This is a genomic window from Eudoraea sp. (assembly GCF_039969275.1).
Taxonomy (GTDB): Bacteria; Bacteroidota; Bacteroidia; order Flavobacteriales; family Flavobacteriaceae; genus Eudoraea.
The window spans coordinates 127,639-143,165 of sequence record NZ_JBDVOC010000009.1 but is presented as its reverse complement, the minus strand read 5'-3'; the positions used below and the strand labels follow the sequence as shown (position 1 = coordinate 143,165).

Annotated in this window: 18 protein-coding genes; 14 read left to right on the top strand and 4 right to left on the bottom strand. The window is 37.2% G+C overall.

Features of this window, described 5'->3' with window-relative positions:
* The 7 genes from ABJH90_RS07895 to ABJH90_RS07865 all read left to right on the top strand — a co-directional run.
* Positions 1-184: hypothetical protein (locus ABJH90_RS07895; RefSeq protein ID WP_348143181.1), on the top strand; the 184-nt coding region annotated here is incomplete at its 5' end.
* A 35-nt stretch (positions 185-219) separates the two neighbouring features.
* Entirely contained in the window at positions 220-1,074 is an 855-nt protein-coding gene (locus ABJH90_RS07890) for a hypothetical protein (RefSeq protein WP_348143178.1), read from the top strand.
* A 79-nt stretch (positions 1,075-1,153) separates the two neighbouring features.
* The gene (locus tag ABJH90_RS07885; protein ID WP_348143175.1) at positions 1,154-2,104 is read left to right on the top strand and encodes an alkyl sulfatase dimerization domain-containing protein; all 951 of its coding nucleotides are present in this window, start codon (positions 1,154-1,156) and stop codon (positions 2,102-2,104) included.
* A gap of 55 nt (positions 2,105-2,159) precedes the next feature.
* Positions 2,160-2,729, top strand: a complete 570-nt coding sequence (locus tag ABJH90_RS07880) for a dihydrofolate reductase family protein (RefSeq protein WP_348143172.1) — start codon at positions 2,160-2,162, stop codon at positions 2,727-2,729.
* A gap of 161 nt (positions 2,730-2,890) precedes the next feature.
* Positions 2,891-3,508 carry a class I SAM-dependent methyltransferase gene (locus tag ABJH90_RS07875; protein ID WP_348143169.1) on the top strand — a complete coding sequence of 206 codons (618 nt, stop codon included), beginning with the start codon at positions 2,891-2,893 and terminating at the stop codon, positions 3,506-3,508.
* 92 nt (positions 3,509-3,600) lie between these two features.
* Positions 3,601-4,371: a DUF2490 domain-containing protein gene (locus ABJH90_RS07870; protein ID WP_348143166.1), complete on the top strand. Its 771-nt coding sequence runs from the start codon at positions 3,601-3,603 to the stop codon at positions 4,369-4,371.
* Positions 4,372-4,377: 6 nt separating this feature from the next.
* Positions 4,378-4,902: an ester cyclase gene (locus tag ABJH90_RS07865; protein ID WP_348143163.1), complete on the top strand. Its 525-nt coding sequence runs from the start codon at positions 4,378-4,380 to the stop codon at positions 4,900-4,902.
* A gap of 117 nt (positions 4,903-5,019) precedes the next feature.
* Here the strand turns inward: ABJH90_RS07865 and ABJH90_RS07860 are convergent, their stop codons facing one another.
* The 3 genes from ABJH90_RS07860 to ABJH90_RS07850 form a co-directional block, all read right to left on the bottom strand.
* Positions 5,020-5,976 (bottom strand): CocE/NonD family hydrolase, encoded by a 957-nt coding sequence (locus ABJH90_RS07860; protein ID WP_348143160.1) that lies wholly within the window; start codon positions 5,974-5,976, stop codon positions 5,020-5,022.
* The gene (locus ABJH90_RS07855; protein ID WP_348143157.1) at positions 5,973-7,118 is read right to left on the bottom strand and encodes a DUF418 domain-containing protein; all 1,146 of its coding nucleotides are present in this window, start codon (positions 7,116-7,118) and stop codon (positions 5,973-5,975) included. Before ABJH90_RS07855 ends, ABJH90_RS07860 begins: the two co-directional genes overlap by 4 nt.
* A 126-nt stretch (positions 7,119-7,244) precedes the next feature.
* Positions 7,245-8,363: a helix-turn-helix domain-containing protein gene (locus ABJH90_RS07850; protein ID WP_348143154.1), complete on the bottom strand. Its 1,119-nt coding sequence runs from the start codon at positions 8,361-8,363 to the stop codon at positions 7,245-7,247.
* Positions 8,364-8,748: 385 nt separating this feature from the next.
* On the opposite strand from ABJH90_RS07850, the gene ABJH90_RS07845 reads away from it, so the two are divergent.
* The 7 genes from ABJH90_RS07845 to ABJH90_RS07815 all read left to right on the top strand — a co-directional run bounded on the left by ABJH90_RS07845 (position 8,749) and on the right by ABJH90_RS07815 (position 14,464).
* Positions 8,749-9,144, top strand: a complete 396-nt coding sequence (locus ABJH90_RS07845) for an SRPBCC domain-containing protein (RefSeq protein ID WP_348143151.1) — start codon at positions 8,749-8,751, stop codon at positions 9,142-9,144.
* 126 nt (positions 9,145-9,270) lie between these two features.
* Positions 9,271-9,642 carry a VOC family protein gene (locus ABJH90_RS07840; RefSeq protein ID WP_348143148.1) on the top strand — a complete coding sequence of 124 codons (372 nt, stop codon included), beginning with the start codon at positions 9,271-9,273 and terminating at the stop codon, positions 9,640-9,642.
* A gap of 49 nt (positions 9,643-9,691) precedes the next feature.
* Positions 9,692-10,744 (top strand): proline iminopeptidase-family hydrolase, encoded by a 1,053-nt coding sequence (locus ABJH90_RS07835; RefSeq protein WP_348143145.1) that lies wholly within the window; start codon positions 9,692-9,694, stop codon positions 10,742-10,744.
* 20 nt (positions 10,745-10,764) lie between these two features.
* The gene (locus tag ABJH90_RS07830; RefSeq protein ID WP_348143142.1) at positions 10,765-12,054 is read left to right on the top strand and encodes an agmatine deiminase family protein; all 1,290 of its coding nucleotides are present in this window, start codon (positions 10,765-10,767) and stop codon (positions 12,052-12,054) included.
* A gap of 95 nt (positions 12,055-12,149) precedes the next feature.
* Entirely contained in the window at positions 12,150-12,533 is a 384-nt protein-coding gene (locus tag ABJH90_RS07825; RefSeq protein WP_348143140.1) for a group III truncated hemoglobin, read from the top strand.
* A gap of 85 nt (positions 12,534-12,618) precedes the next feature.
* Positions 12,619-13,464 carry an alpha/beta hydrolase gene (locus ABJH90_RS07820; protein WP_348143137.1) on the top strand — a complete coding sequence of 282 codons (846 nt, stop codon included), beginning with the start codon at positions 12,619-12,621 and terminating at the stop codon, positions 13,462-13,464.
* 4 nt (positions 13,465-13,468) lie between these two features.
* Positions 13,469-14,464, top strand: a complete 996-nt coding sequence (locus tag ABJH90_RS07815) for a sterol desaturase family protein (protein WP_348143134.1) — start codon at positions 13,469-13,471, stop codon at positions 14,462-14,464.
* A 36-nt stretch (positions 14,465-14,500) separates the two neighbouring features.
* On the opposite strand, the gene ABJH90_RS07810 is transcribed toward ABJH90_RS07815, so the two are convergent.
* Complete coding sequence (locus ABJH90_RS07810; RefSeq protein ID WP_348143131.1) at positions 14,501-15,469, bottom strand: aldo/keto reductase; 969 nt, start codon at positions 15,467-15,469, stop codon at positions 14,501-14,503.
* Between the last annotated feature and the right edge of the window lie 58 nt (positions 15,470-15,527).

Here is a 15,527-nt window from a genome sequence, read left to right as displayed (position 1 = left end):
CAAACAAGGTCCGAAGTTTGTGATCGGTTTGGGGATGGATGCTTTAGGGTATATTCTAACACCGGAATTTTACGAAGAAAATCCCAAAGTGAAACATTCAGAATACTTAACAGGGATGTCGATTGATGAAAAAGCTGGGGCAATTTTAATAGATAATATAAACTCTTTGGCAAATAAAAATTGATAATACGGAACCGCTAACAAACATAAAATAGGAATATGAAAACAATAATAACAGTTCTTCAATTAAAAAATACATCGATTAAATCAAAACATTTAAAATATATAATCATATTCCTTTTCTGTTCATTTACTTTAATGCCAGGATTTTCACAAGAGAAAGAAGGTGAACAAGATTTGGCCAAGGCGGCACAAAACCCTGTTGGAGATTTAATCAGTGTACCACTACAAAATAATACTAATTTTGGATTCGGACCTTTTGATCGTACACAAAATGTTTTAAATATTCAGCCTGTTTTACCCATTAGTTTGGGCTCAAAATGGAACTTGATAACCCGTACTATTTTTCCTGTAATAACTCAGCCAGAATTCTTTTCGGAGAGTGGAAGTACTACAGGATTAGGTGATATAAATTTTACTGCCTTTTTATCACCGGCAAAACCTGGTAAATTAATTTGGGGAGTTGGTCCTGCCATTATTCTTCCATCGGCTACAGATCAAAGTCTTGGAAGTGGAAAATGGAGCGCAGGCCCATCTGTGGTTGGACTTACCATACAAGGGCCTTGGGTCGTTGGATTATTGATGAGCAATGTTTGGTCTTTCGCAGGACAAACCGATCGGGGTGATGTTAATTTTTTCCTTGCTCAATATTTTGTGAATTATAACATGGACCATGGATGGTATTTAGTTTCCGCACCAATAATTACATCCAACTCGGCATCTTCTCCAGGTGATCGATGGATAGTGCCATTTGGTGCTGGTTTCGGAAAAATTTTTCGAATTGGCAAACAGCCCATGAATTTTAATACACAAGCTTTTTATAATGCAGTAAAACCAGGTTTCGGGCCAGACTGGCAATGGAGAGTTCAATTACAATTTATGTTTCCGAAATAAATAATTTTAATCTAAATAAATCTTCCAATATGAAAATTTCAAATGAATTAAAAAATTATCTAATACTAGGTGTAGGAATATGCTTACTGCTTATCGAGATGCCATCCAATTTGTTCACGACCAAACTATTCGTTACATGAACCAGGGCTATACACCAGAGGAATTAGTGGAGGCCGTGGAATTACCTGATCATTTAGCAAACCATCCTTGGTTGGGTGAACATTATGGTACTGTAAAGCATGTAGTAAGAAATATTTATAATGGTTACTTAGGTTGGTTTCAAGCGGATCCATGGACTTTAGATCCTTTGCCTTATATGGAAAGAGCCAGACGATATGTTGAGTTAATGGGAGGCCGGGAAAAAGTTATGGCGGCAGCCAGAAAGGCAATTGAAGATGAAGAATATACCTGGGCTGCTGAGATACTTACCAACGTAATAAGAATAGATAATAATGATATGGAGGCAAGAAACCTTAAGGCAGAAGCATACAAAGGTTTTGCTTATGGCCTTTACAATGTTAATTGGAGAAATTGGACGCTTACTGCTGTTGCAGAATTGGAAGGTGAGATTGATATCTCAAAAGGATTTTCTTTTACTTCTCCTGATGTAATTCAATCATTTCCTAGCAATGTAATGTTACCAATGATAACTACAAGAATCGATGTTGAGAAAAGTATAAGTACGAACTTGACGTTAGGAATTACATTCACGGATGAGAATAAATCATTTGCATTAGAGATAAGAAGAGGAGTAGTTCAATTCCATGAATCTTTACCCGATAATCTTGATGTTGCTATTACCTCGACAAGAGCATTCATGAACAAAATGCTGGTGGGTGATGTCTATATTACAGGGGAAATGTCTGCTGCTATAGCCGAAGGGGCTCCAGCAGGAGGAGTAATAATGATGAGTGCAATTGATAGTGGTGAAATTAAATTAGATAAAGGGTCAAAGGAAGATGTTCAGAAATTTTTTAGCTATTTCGATTCACCTGTTGATGTTGGTAAGATTAATTTGATAGTAAGATAGTAGACGTTTGCCACATTGTATAAAGGGCATTCATATAAGACCAAGGAAACTACTAATGGAAAAGAAGAATAGTGTATATATCGCTCTAAGTCTGGATGGTTATATAGCTGATAAAAATGGTGGAATAGAATGGCTTGATTCCATTCCAATTCCCGATGGCGAGGATATGGGCTATGTAAAATTCTCCGAAGGAATTGACGCACTGGTGATGGGGCGTAATACATTTGAAACAGTCCTTGGATTTGATGTTGACTGGCCTTATAAAAAACCCGTATTCGTGTTGAGCAATTCATTAAACGAAATCCCTGAAAGTCACAAAGGGAAGGCGTACCTGGTAAAAGGTACATTAGCCGAAGTTTTAGAACAAATTCATAAAAAAGGATGTCATCGACTTTATATTGATGGCGGCATTACAATACAGAATTTTTTGAAGGAAGACTTAATTGATGAGATGACAGTAACAATCTTTCCCGTTGTATTAGGAGGTGGCTCTCCGTTATTTTCTGAACTCCCTCAAGAATTGGATTTTGAACTGGTTGAATCAAAAGTTTATGTAAATCAGCTTGTACAGAACCATTTTAGGCGAAATAGAAAAACTAAAAACACGATTGCTAAAAAGAAATAAAATGAATTATCACCTTTGCCAGCCTACTTGGCTGACCGCGTATTGCTGAAGCTCTAACGGAGGCACAAGTAGACAGGCTACGAAGGCTGAAAGGCTTCGGCGATCAAGGAAAACTCATTCTACTCAGAACCGATAGCCACAAGCTGAAAACTGAAATAATAATGGGATCAGACAGAAAGAAACATTGGGAAACAGTTTACGAAACTAAAAACCCCGACGAGATAAGCTGGACACAGCAAATGCCGAAAACTTCACTTGAATTTATACATTCATTTGGGCTGAAAAAAACGGCTAAAATCATAGATATTGGGGGTGGCGACAGTAAGCTTGTGGACCATTTACTTGACGAAGGTTTTGAAAATATTACCGTACTTGACATTTCAGCAAAAGCACTTGAAAAATCACAAAAACGACTTGGAGACCAAGCAACCAAAGTGAATTGGGTGGTAAGTGATATAACAGAATTTAAACCGAAAACGACTTTTGATGTTTGGCACGACCGGGCAACCTTTCATTTTTTGACAACGGCTGAACAAATTGAAAAATATATTACGACCGCAAGAAATTCTGTGAGCGGGTTTTTGGCAATCGCAACATTTTCGGTAAACGGACCAGCCAAATGTAGTGGACTTGAAATTAAACAATACAACGAAGAAAAACTAGCGACAGAATTTAAAAAAGGGTTTGACAAAATTCGTTGTGTAACAGAAGATCATAAAACCCCATTTCATACTACACAGAATTTCTTGTTTTGTAGTTTCAAAAAACAATTAAATTGAAAAATCCAGTGGCTGACATTGGTGACGAGGGGATTATTATTCCACTTCCACAACTTTATGTACATTTAAAACCAGAACGATAGCAGTAATCAATGAATAAAGGCTATAGGCTTATACTTTTGCTTTTTATTTTGCCACTTCAGGAACAATTGTTTGGTCAGGAAACAGACAATCAGCTTTGGGCAGACTACAACTTGAAAATTATAACAGGTACCAAATTTTCTTATGGTGGCGATATGGGTATTCGTGGCGATTTGTCAGATTATGATTGGAGTCAATTCGTAGTACGACCAACCGTTAATTATAAGTTTAATAAAACATTCAGCGGTGCATTTGCAGTTGCCCTTTTTCAAACAAACAATAAATTCCTCCCCAATGTTACAGAATTCAGAATCCATCAAGATTTTACTGCTGAATGGCTTCAAACCAAGCGGTTTTCACTGTTTGGGCGGGTCAGGATTGAGCAGCGATTCTTTTCATATCAAGAAGAAAACCTCTCAAATGAATTTCGGGTAAGAGGTCGCCTGCTATTGGGCATTCAAAGTCAGGATTTGACTTGGTTTGGTGCTAAGAGACCTATCTATTTTCAATCAATTTATGAAGGCTTTCTAACCTTTGGGTCAGACAATACCGAATTATTTATAAATCAAGGTCGGTTTCATCTGGCACTTGGACATCGCATTGCCAAAAACTGGAGGTATGAAATTCACTATATTAGGCAAAGTTCCAGGTTAACTCAGGAAACCGGACTTCAGGTAGCTCAAAACATATTCAGGTTAAGGGTGTTTCATAGGATCAACATGAATAAATCAAAGTCGCCCATTCCTGAAATCGAAGAAGATAGAGTTGATGATTTTAATTAAACCCATATGAAAACTAAATATCTAACTTTTATTGTATTGATTTTATTGAGTTCTGCTTGTAAAAACAGTTCTCAAAAATCAGATTCAAATTCAATTCAAACTGATTCTAATACAGAAAATAAAATGGAACAAAATAGCCTTGTGAATTTTGGTAATAAATATGCAAATGCCTGGAGTAGCCAAAAACCTGAAAGGGTTGCTGAATTTTTTGCTTCAGATGCCTCATTACAGGTTAATGATGGTGAGCCCGCAGTCGGAACCGAAGCGATTACAAATATTGCCAAAGGATTTATGGATGCTTTTCCTGATTTGACTGTTTCAATGGATAGTTTAATAACCAAATCGGATAAAACACGATTTTATTGGACGCTAACAGGAACAAATAGTGTTGCTGGCGGAACTGGAAATAAAGTAAAAATTAGTGGCTTTGAAGAGTGGACATTAAGTAAAGAAGGATTAGTCCAGGAGTCTAAAGGTTATTTTAATGCGGAAGAGTACAACCGTCAATTGAATGGTAATACAGCGGAATAAAAACAAGCTGCTAACAATTTATATAAAAGCGCAGCCGCCTATCGGCTGGCTACACTTCATATACTAATCATTGTGCTCCATTTGAACAAAATTTTGGTGATTATTGGTGTTTCCGTTTTAATCCAGTTTTTTTAACCAACTTCGGACTTCGTCTTGAAACAAGGGATCAAAAGACTGCTGGCTGGCAGTATCCCAATCCACACATTTATCCGTAACTATATAGAATCCGTGCTGGCCTCCCTTCATCACTTTTATCATAAAATTATCAGGTGGCCTATTTTCAAAAAGATTATTGAAATGTTCGATATTCTGCTTGGGATTGACATTTATATCGTGCTCAGCAAACAATAGCAATGTTGGGCATTGAATTGATTTTAAAACCTCATCATTGTTATAATCGGCTATCAGGTACCAGAATCGAGCACTGCCAATGAAACCGGATATTTTACCTACATTATAACCTAACCTTTTGTTCTTTCTATCTTTCTTCATCCGCTTTGTCAGTTTATCTCCTGAAAATCCATTGCACATGTATTGCAAACTGTCATTAGAACTTGTCTGCTCCTTTACACCAACTGTTGGACCAGCCAGTGCAATTACGAAAGCTACATCCTTATGTTGTGCAGCAACAATTTGAGCAATCCAGCCCCCCTGACTGTGACCGCTTATACCAATTCGGCCAGAATCAATGAATGGCAATGTCTTTAAATAAGTTATAGCTGCATAGGCATCTTCAGCTCTCCCATAAAAATTATTTTTTTTCCAGTTGCCGGTAGATTTTCCTAAACCTCTCTTATTGCAATACAAAATAGCATACCCCTGCTCGAGTAAAACATCTTCTATATAAAATTTATGTGGTCCCCACGCTTCGTTTTCGTATCCTTCAAAGGAATGATTCCCGGAGCCTTGTTGAAAAACCACAACAGGTGTGTTTTCATTATTATTGGGTCTGATCAGTATGCCTTCAATGGTTTCTTCCCCACTTTTAAAATATACTTTAGAAGCCAATCTCTCCTGACCATTCACATAGCTGCTTATTATCAGGGCAATTACGATGATTAATCTTGTTTTCATTTTTTATTTATTTTATAACTCATTTTTTTCCATAAATACTCTAGTGGTCCCTGGTCTTTTCTTTTTAACCATAAGTAACTTATTACCGATTGTAAAACGAAAAACAATAATGCAATTCCATACGTCTCTATTTTGGATACTTTACCAAATAACTGAAATACATTAGTACAATGAAAAAACACTACCAGATAAAATACCGACTGAAATATATAATTAGACAATGCTGTTTTTCCAACATACTTAAACCATTGTAACATTTTCTTAAAAAAACCTTTTTGATATAAACGAACAAAAAGTGCTATATAACCCAAGGCCTGTACAATCATTCCTGCTGCTAAAACAAAAGGCACCCAAAGCATAGGAATATCCAATTCCAGTTCACCAGACATCACCAGATGAAAAAAGTAGCTTGCCGTAAGGCCTACCGTGAAGCCCAAAAGAATCATTCCATTCGTGATTCTTTTCAGTTTTACAGGAAGTCTGAAGAAGTCCAACTTTCCTAAAATCACCCCGATGAGCATATTACCAAAAGTATAAACCAGTGTAATCGGCATATCTTTAAAAAAGTTCAACCAAGGAGCCATTATGGCATTTACCCTTAAATATTCCCAATAGGAAGTAGTGGTTGGTTGCACCAATGCTAATCCGTAATCATAATCATAGACCTGCCACTCTAAAGCACTGTTCCCAATAAAAACTATTCCGGTAAGTACTACATTAAATATAATGGCGAGTATGATTGTTTTTTTTATAGACCAATTCCGGATCAGCAACAAGAAGACACCACCAAAGGCATAAGACATGATGATATCTCCATTCCACAGCGCAAAACAATGTATTGCACCGATAAGAAATAGCAGAGCCATTCTTTTTAGAAAGTAACTTTTAAAGTACACTCCACTCTTCTCGGCTCTAGACATTTGGATATAAAATCCAAACCCAAAAAGGATAGAAAATATAGTGATGAACTTTTTGGAAATAAGAAGATCTGACAAAAAGCTTAATGGTCCATCAAAGACACTTACAATTGAAGGGTCATCACTGTAAGGAACATTGGCAAATAATACACCTAAGAGTGCAAATCCCCTTAAAGCATCTACAACTTCAATCCTGGATTTAGTAATTGGTTTAAATGTTTTCATCTTGTTTTATGATTACGTTTTTTTGCATCCGATTTTCGAACACTTAACAAGAAGACCTGAAGATATAAGGGCTGTTACGCTTTTTTAAACTTTGCTTGTACTGAAAACTGATTTCAGGACATTTTTTTACCTGAAATGACCTGGGGAATGTCCTAATTTTTTCTTGAAGGCCTCGTACATTGCGGAACGGGACTTGAATCCGGCATCAAAACCAAGACCTTCAATTGATAATTGATTCTTAGTATCAGCTTCAATAATTACCAGGCATTTATCCACGCGATGGTTATTTACCCATTCATTAAAATTCATTCCCAGATTTTGGTTGATACAGGTAGAGATTGTTCGTGCAGAAATCTGAATCTCTTTGGCAAAAGAATGGAGAGTTAGATCTTGATCGAGGTAATATTCATTGGTCTCCATTTTGCTTTTGATCTTCCCACAAATTTCAGGATCAATAGCCGTACTTACTTTATGGGAAGTTGGTGCATTATCTTTCAATGTATTGAAAGTATCGCCAGATCCATCAAAGAGGGTCTGCTGTGTAAAAGCCTTGTAACTCACAAAGTAGTTAAAAATAGCAATGAATAAATAGGCTAAAATTGTTAGATCGGATTGACCCGTCCCGCCTAATATGATACGTAATAATTCAGCTCCCCAAAACAAAATAATAGGGGCTATAGCGAAGATACATTGCCATAGCCAGTTGATATTGAGAAGAGCCATATCTGTATATTCATTTCTAATTAAGTTTCTATAATTTAATGTTTCTCTTATGGCAATGACAAAGACAGTTACAGTTAAAATAAAGGCGTAATATTGTTGCCCCATGAAAAAATGATCAAGAAATTCCCAGCCTAAAAGATCCAATAAAGAATTACCAGAAAACAGTAACAGTAAGATATTTATCAGAGTAATTCCTATAATGCTGAACGCAAGGAAATAATGAATTTTCAGGTATAATATATAGGAGGAGGATTTCCCAACTTTCTCCAGAACAAAATGGAGAAATAAAACAGGGAAAAGCAATTTTACTTCGGGCAGGGTGAAGAAACCTTCAAGTGAGTAGCCCCATAATTCACTCATGGGTAACAGATCCGTCAAAGCCCCAAACACAAAAGAAAGTAAAAAGAATCCCAATAATTTATTCGCAAAACTATCGTATTTCTTAGAGGCAATAAAAATCACCCCTAACAAAAGACCTTGAATAAGCGCAGCCCAGATTACTATCGTGATGAATGATTCCATTCTAATTCCCGTTCATATATGCCAATTAAATATTCAAAGAAAATGAATTTTATGAAATATCAAATTTTAATTATTTAAACAGCTTATAACATTGTATATATTTCATGGAAATAGTTACGCCCTAATGTACTTTAACTATAGAAGCTTTCATGATAAATTATTAAACAAAGAAAAGATTGTAATTTTTGGATCAGGTCAGGAAATAATTGTACTAAAAATTCTAAACACAACAATGGCCATAATTCATAGTATTAAAACACCAATCTGAAAGAATTTCCCTATTTTAGATAGAATAACCCGTATGATTTTTTGGGTCAGGTGATAACGGCCTGGTCGCTGGCAATCATTACGCCTTAAAGCATAAAAAAAATTAATCCAATTCAACATGAAAGAATCATTGGAGTTAAGGCATAACTTTGAAGTTAAACCATCTGTAATTTATACTGCATGGCTGGATAGTGTTCAGCATACTAAGATGACTGGAGGATTGGCTGAATGCAGCGATAAAATTGGGGGCACGTTTACTTCCTGGGACAGTTATATTGAAGGGAAAAATATTGAGCTAAAAGCCAATGCAGAAATTATACAAAGCTGGCGAACTTCAGAGTTTGGTGAAAACGATGAAGATTCTAAAATAATAATACGATTGAAAGAATCAGAAAACGGGACAGAACTCATTTTAAACCACAGCAATATCCCCGAAGGACAGACGCAATATAAAAAAGGTTGGCTTGAGCACTATTTTACACCCATGGAAAATTACTTTAAAAATTTAAAATAGCTTTTCAAATGGTGTTTATGGGTCATCTCCAATTTAAGCAGGCCCCATATTCCAGTGATGGTTATATTTGAAGAAAGGCCGCAGGAAAAATAGATTTAAATACAGTTAGCATAAAAAAGAAACATCATGAAATTAGGAGCATTTTCAATCAGTCTTAGTGTTAAGGACATTAATGTGTCTAAAGAATTTTATGAAAATTTAGGTTTTAAAGTTTTCGCAGGTGAAATTGAGAAAAATTATCTGATAATGAAAAATGAAGATTCACTTATTGGATTATTTCAGGGGATGTTTGAAAATAATATTTTGACTTTTAACCCGGGATGGGACACAGATGCCAATAAACTTAAAACTTTTGATGATGTGAGAGAAATTCAGAGGGAATTAAAAGAAAAAGGAACTAAGTTGGAAAGTGAGGCAGATGAAAGTACCACAGGACCCGGGAGTGTTGTCATACTTGACCCGGATGGAAATACCATTCTTATTGATCAGCACGTATAGATTATTAATTGAATTCTGAACATTATTAGTTAACCTAACCCAAAAACATATGAGAAATTTAAGCCTAATTATTTCCATAATTCTAGTCCTTATAAGCTGCGCAAATAAACAGGAAGTGGAAAACACAAGTGTTCAAACAAGTAGTTATTTAGATTATTCTGATCGGGATGATAAATTAAGCGGAGGGGTGAAGCTAATTCCCGTTCAAACGACTGCAGGAGAATTTAAGGTTTGGACAAAAAGGGTTGGCAACAATCCAAAGATGAAAGTATTATTGCTCCATGGCGGGCCGGGTGCAACGCATGAATATTTTGAAGTGTTTGATTCGTATTTCCCAAATGCCGAAATTGAGTATTACTATTATGATCAGTTGGAATCTGCCTACAGCGACCAGCCTAACGATAGTACCTTATGGAGTGTAGACAGGTATGTGGACGAGGTGGAACAAGTACGAAAGGCACTTGGTTTAAACTCGGATAATTTTTATCTTCTGGGGAGTTCCTGGGGAGGTATTTTATGTATGGAATATGCGTTAAAATACCAGCAAAATCTAAAAGGTCTTATAGTATCTAATATGATGGCATCTATCCCGGATTATGTTACCTATGCTAATGATGTTCTAGGCCCGCAATTACCTCCTGAAATATTGGAAGAAATTAGAGATATGGAAGCCAAAGGTGATTATTCCAATCCGAGATATTCTGAGATAATCTATGCCAACTATTATCCGGAACATGTATTGAGAATGCCCCTGGAAGAATGGCCAGATCCCGTAAATAGGGCATTTGCAAACCTAAACACAGACTTGTATGTAAGCATGCAAGGCCCCAGTGAATTTGGGGTCGTAGGAGACGCCAAACTGAAGAATTGGGATATTAAAGCAGAGCTTCCAAAAATTTCAGTTCCCACCTTGACTATTGGTGGAGCCTATGACACCATGGATCCAAAACATATGGAATGGATTGCTTCAGAAGTTCAGAACGGAAAATATTTGCATTGCCCTAATGGAAGTCATTTGGCCATGTATGATGACGCGGAAATTTATTTTAAAGGCCTGATAGAATTTATTGTAAATGTAGATATGGCCAAAGCGAATCAATAGCAAATTTCATTGTATTTATAATGAGAATATCCTTTCTATTTATAGTGTATAGTTGTATGTTTTTATCCTGTAATTCATCCTCGGAAAGTAATGAAGTACCCCTAAAAGTTACGAGGCAAATGGGTGAATTTGAAAAAATTGACGCGCTCTGGCTTATCTGGCCAACCACAGACCACAAGGTTGGAGAATCTGTGGAAAAAGTTACACTTTCAATAATTGAATCACTTATAAGCGATTTAAAAATTGTTATCAGTTGTGCTGATGATGAAGTACTTCAAGAGGCGAAAACCATTTTGAATGAAAAATATCCCAATACAACAAACCTAATTTTTAAAGTTATTCCATCAGTAGAAATCTGGGCCAGAGATATGGGCCCTGTTTTTGTTGAACTGGAAAACGGAAACCACGCCATTGCGGATTTTAACTTTAATTCCTGGGGTTACACAGATACTTTGGATATTGCTTCCAAAACAGAAGAGAAGTTTGACGAAAGGGTTGCTGAAAAACTAAATTTGCCTATTATTTCAAGTACTATGATCAGCGAAGGTGGAAACCGTGAACTTAACGGAAAAGGTACCCTGCTTGTCTCCGAAACTGTTGAGCAGGGCAGAAACCCCAATATGACTAAAGCAGCCATGGAATCTGAATACCATAGGTTACTTGGTGTTAAGAAGGTTATCTGGCTTAAACATGGGCTACTGGAAGACAGTCATACTTTTCTGGGCCCTTTAGACACAAATACGAATGCAAAAGCATATACGGTAGTAACCACCAATGGACATGTAGATGAATTTGCACGTTTTATCAATGATTCTACCATCCTTTTAGCCAATGTGGACGGCAAGGACCTGGAGGACCCTATTGCCTTAGAGAATCATAAACGCATGGAAGAAAACTTTAAGATACTATCTGAAAGTACAGACCAGGACGGCAACCCCTTCAACATAATAAGAATGCCTTTGTCTGAAACCATTCTTACTACTATGAGCCCCGGAGATTATGTTTACGATTACATTAAAACGCTTGATTATCTTGATGGCAGCCAATTCCCTTCCGGGGATACCATCACTGTAGTAGCAGCTGCCAGTTATCTGAATTTTATCATTACTAATAAGGTTATCGTGGGTCAGAAGTATTGGCGTGAAGGAATGCCCGTAGAATTCAAAAGACGGGATGAGGAAGCCAAAACAATTTTACAGGGGGTATTTCCAAATAGAACTGTGGTTATGTTAGATGCCTTAGCAGTGAATTTAGGTGGAGGTGGTTTGCATTGTATAAGCATGCATCAGCCCGAATTATCAACAAATTAAGAAAAGAAAATTTGATTGACAGCAGAAACAAAAACCTGCCACAGCTAAGAATGGCGGGCACTAATTAAAATTGACAGTTAATTTAAGTCGTTCAAATGGAAGATATAGAAAACAGGAAGGATGTTGAATTTTTGGTAAATGAGTTTTATGCCAAGGTTCTTAAAGATAAGAAAATAGGATACTTCTTTAACGAAATAGCCCATATAGACTGGGGAAAGCATTTTCCAATTATGTATGATTTCTGGGAAACTATTTTATTCGATACCATGAAGTATAAAGGAAATCCGATGACTAAACATATTGTGCTTAGTAAAAAGGAACCAATGACTTCAGAGCATTTTGAAAGGTGGCTATTGCTTTGGAATCAAACGGTTAATGAAAATTTTACTGGTGACAGGGCATCTGAGGCAATAAAAAGGGCTAAAATGATAGCAGACCTTATGAAATATAAAACCGCTACTAACGAAAATCTCAGATAGAAATAAATGCAACAAATAAAAAGACCCCTTAAAGAACAAAGAATAGAAACAGCTACTAAAACCTTATCGCAAACTTTCAAAGCATATGGAACAGGGAATAAGCCAAAGTGTTGAACATGGTTACGCGGACTCCAATGGTGTTAGCATTCACTATGCTGCCCTGGGTTCTAAAGAGAAGCCCTTAATAGTCTGTATTCATGGCTTCCCGGATTTCTGGTATTCCTGGAAAGACCTAATGAGAGACTTATCAAACGAATATTATGTTGTAGCCATTGATCAGAGAGGCTATAATCTTTCTGACAAACCAAAGGGAGAAAAAAACTATAACATTAACTTTTTAGTAGGTGATATTATCTCCGTGGTTCATCATTTAGGGTTTAAAAAGTCGATCGTCGTAGGACATGACTGGGGTGGCGCTGTTGCTTGGGCACTCGCCATGATGAGGCCTCAAGTAGTAGAAAAACTCATAATTCTAAACTCTCCGCATCCCAGGGGTTTGAGACATGAATTGGCGACGAACCCTGAACAGCAAAAAAACAGTCAGTATGCCCGAAGCTTTCAATTGGAAGAAGCAAGTCAATATCTCACTGCTGAGAAATTAGTATCGATGTTAGGTGATAATGTGGATATACAGGAATATATTGAGGCCATTAACCGTTCAGATTTTGAAGCTATGCTAAATTACTATAAGCAAAATTTTCCCCGGGAACCCTATAAATCAGATCCATCTCCTGTAGTTAAAGTTAAAGCCCCGGTTTTACTTATTCACGGACTTGATGATAAGTTTCTTCTTGCAGGGGCCCTTAACCATACCTGGGAATGGGTGGAAAATGACCTTACCCTGGTTACAATTCCAGGAGCCGGACATTTTGTTCACCATGATAAACCTGAACTGGTAAATAGAACCATTAAAATGTGGTTGAATAGATAATTTTATGGAGATTTTGGAAACACTTTTAAATGAGTTAATTGGATTTCTTGGTATAGCCCAGGTTTTGGAACTTTTAAAAGCAGGAGATTACGAGGCCTTTAGGACCTATGATGGAATTGTTTCTCTTATCTATCCTATTATTCCACTGCTGGTACTCCTGGAATTGATTTTAGGGCTTATCTATAAAAATCCTCAGGCCAAGGTATATAAAGTCAACTTCCTTATTTACATCTTTAATAGATTTGTGGGCAGATTTATTGCCATTGCTATGGTTGCCCTGTGCATTGGCCTTTTCCAACACCTGGCTCCTTTTCAAACCAGTTTTACCTGGTATTGGTTTATCTATGGATACATTGTTTGGGAGTTCGGGCATTTTCTCTATCATTACTGGGGTCACAAAGTGAGACTATTCTGGTGTCTGCATTCTACGCATCATGCTCCGGAAAATATGAATCTTACAGTTACTTACGCCCACTTCTTTTTAGAAGCCCCTTACGCCGATACTATTCGTACAACCGTTTGTATTTTGCTGGGTGTGCAGCCTGAACTTTTATTTTTAATCATGTTTATAGATGGTACCTATGGGGCGTTTATTCATGTTGGCGAGAACCTGCTAAAAGATGGCAGATTGGGTTTTTTAAATAAGATAATCCTAACACCATCACACCATAGAGTACATCATGCCAGAAACCCGCTTTATATGGATACCAATTTTTGTAATCTCCTGAATATCTGGGACAGGGTCTTTGGAACTTACCAGGATGAAAATAAGGCCGTAAAAGTTGAATATGGAATTACACGAAAGATGGATTCGGGAAATTTTCTTGATGTCTACTTTGGAGAAATTGTTGCCTTATTCAAAGATGTATATAAGGCTCCCGGTCTAAAAAATAAATTATTATATGTGATTATGCCTCCGGGATGGGATCATAGCGGTGAACACAAAACCGCAAAAATTGTTCGTGACAATTATCTCATTTCACAGCAGGCAAAGAATTAAATATCACCTAAAAAAGCAAGTTACCATTAGGAGCTTTTATAAGTTATTTATTCGCCAGGTGAGAACTTCTTCTATTGCTTCAACCTCAGTTTTCGTCATTGACATATCACCGGCTTTGGCGGTTTCTTCAATTTGCTGTGGGCTTCTGGCTCCGACTATGGCTGAAGTCACCTCTTTGTTGCGCAGTACCCAGGCCAGGGAAAGTTGGGACAGTGAGATCTTCTTTTCATTCGCAATTTTCCTGAGTTGATCTATTGTCCTAAGATTAATGCTCAGTTGGGGTTCCATATAAAAAGGATGCCTGCTTCGCCAATCAGATTCTGGCAAACCAGCAGCTCTTTCTTTGGTAAATTTACCCGTTAGCAAGCCCGCCTGCATAGGACTGTAAGCAATAATTCCAATCTGGTTAGTGCCGCAATAAGTCATAATTTCCTCCTCAATTTCACGGCGAAGCATACTATATGGAGGCTGTAAAGAAGTTATGGGGTGTATAGCCTGGGCCCTTTTAAGTTGTTCCAGACTAAAATTTGATACTCCTCCATACTTTATTTTACCCTCTTTTACCAGCTCTGCTATCGTTCCCCATCCTTCTTCAATCTCCTCATCCGGCTCCGGCCAGTGAATCTGGTAAAGATCTATCACTTCTATTGCCAAACGTTTCAAGCTTGCTTCTACCTCCCGCCTGATACTATTTGCCCTCAGCGATTTACCAATCTCACGGCTGTCACCTTCCCAAATGCGTCCGCATTTGGTAGCGATGATTACTTCATTCCTGATTCCTTTAATTGCCTTGCCTACTACTTCTTCGGCATGGCCATGTCCATAGATAGCAGCCGTATCTATCCAGTTGATCCCCTGATCGAGTGCAGCATGAATTGCATTTAAAGAATTAGTGTCGTCCTGGGGTCCCCAACCAAATTTCCAATCTCCGCCACCCATCGCCCAGGTACCTAATCCTATAGTAGTAAGATAAAGGTCGCTAAGGCCTAATTTGCGTGTTTGCATACTTATAGTTTTGATTAGTAATAAAGATACCTAACCTTTTTGTGAATTCATATATAGC

Coding starts and splice junctions, on each gene's coding strand:
- ABJH90_RS07840 (WP_348143148.1), top strand. CDS start 9,271: ATGAAATTAGGAGCATTTTCAATCAGTCTTAGTGTTAAGGACATTAAT.
- ABJH90_RS07865 (WP_348143163.1), top strand. CDS start 4,378: ATGAAAACTAAATATCTAACTTTTATTGTATTGATTTTATTGAGTTCT.
- ABJH90_RS07885 (WP_348143175.1), top strand. CDS start 1,154: ATGCTTACTGCTTATCGAGATGCCATCCAATTTGTTCACGACCAAACT.
- ABJH90_RS07845 (WP_348143151.1), top strand. CDS start 8,749: ATGAAAGAATCATTGGAGTTAAGGCATAACTTTGAAGTTAAACCATCT.
- ABJH90_RS07880 (WP_348143172.1), top strand. CDS start 2,160: ATGGAAAAGAAGAATAGTGTATATATCGCTCTAAGTCTGGATGGTTAT.
- ABJH90_RS07835 (WP_348143145.1), top strand. CDS start 9,692: ATGAGAAATTTAAGCCTAATTATTTCCATAATTCTAGTCCTTATAAGC.
- ABJH90_RS07875 (WP_348143169.1), top strand. CDS start 2,891: ATGGGATCAGACAGAAAGAAACATTGGGAAACAGTTTACGAAACTAAA.
- ABJH90_RS07830 (WP_348143142.1), top strand. CDS start 10,765: ATGAGAATATCCTTTCTATTTATAGTGTATAGTTGTATGTTTTTATCC.
- ABJH90_RS07815 (WP_348143134.1), top strand. CDS start 13,469: ATGGAGATTTTGGAAACACTTTTAAATGAGTTAATTGGATTTCTTGGT.
- ABJH90_RS07870 (WP_348143166.1), top strand. CDS start 3,601: ATGAATAAAGGCTATAGGCTTATACTTTTGCTTTTTATTTTGCCACTT.
- ABJH90_RS07810 (WP_348143131.1), bottom strand. CDS start 15,469: ATGCAAACACGCAAATTAGGCCTTAGCGACCTTTATCTTACTACTATA.
- ABJH90_RS07860 (WP_348143160.1), bottom strand. CDS start 5,976: ATGAAAACAAGATTAATCATCGTAATTGCCCTGATAATAAGCAGCTAT.
- ABJH90_RS07890 (WP_348143178.1), top strand. CDS start 220: ATGAAAACAATAATAACAGTTCTTCAATTAAAAAATACATCGATTAAA.
- ABJH90_RS07850 (WP_348143154.1), bottom strand. CDS start 8,363: ATGGAATCATTCATCACGATAGTAATCTGGGCTGCGCTTATTCAAGGT.
- ABJH90_RS07855 (WP_348143157.1), bottom strand. CDS start 7,118: ATGAAAACATTTAAACCAATTACTAAATCCAGGATTGAAGTTGTAGAT.
- ABJH90_RS07825 (WP_348143140.1), top strand. CDS start 12,150: ATGGAAGATATAGAAAACAGGAAGGATGTTGAATTTTTGGTAAATGAG.
- ABJH90_RS07820 (WP_348143137.1), top strand. CDS start 12,619: ATGGAACAGGGAATAAGCCAAAGTGTTGAACATGGTTACGCGGACTCC.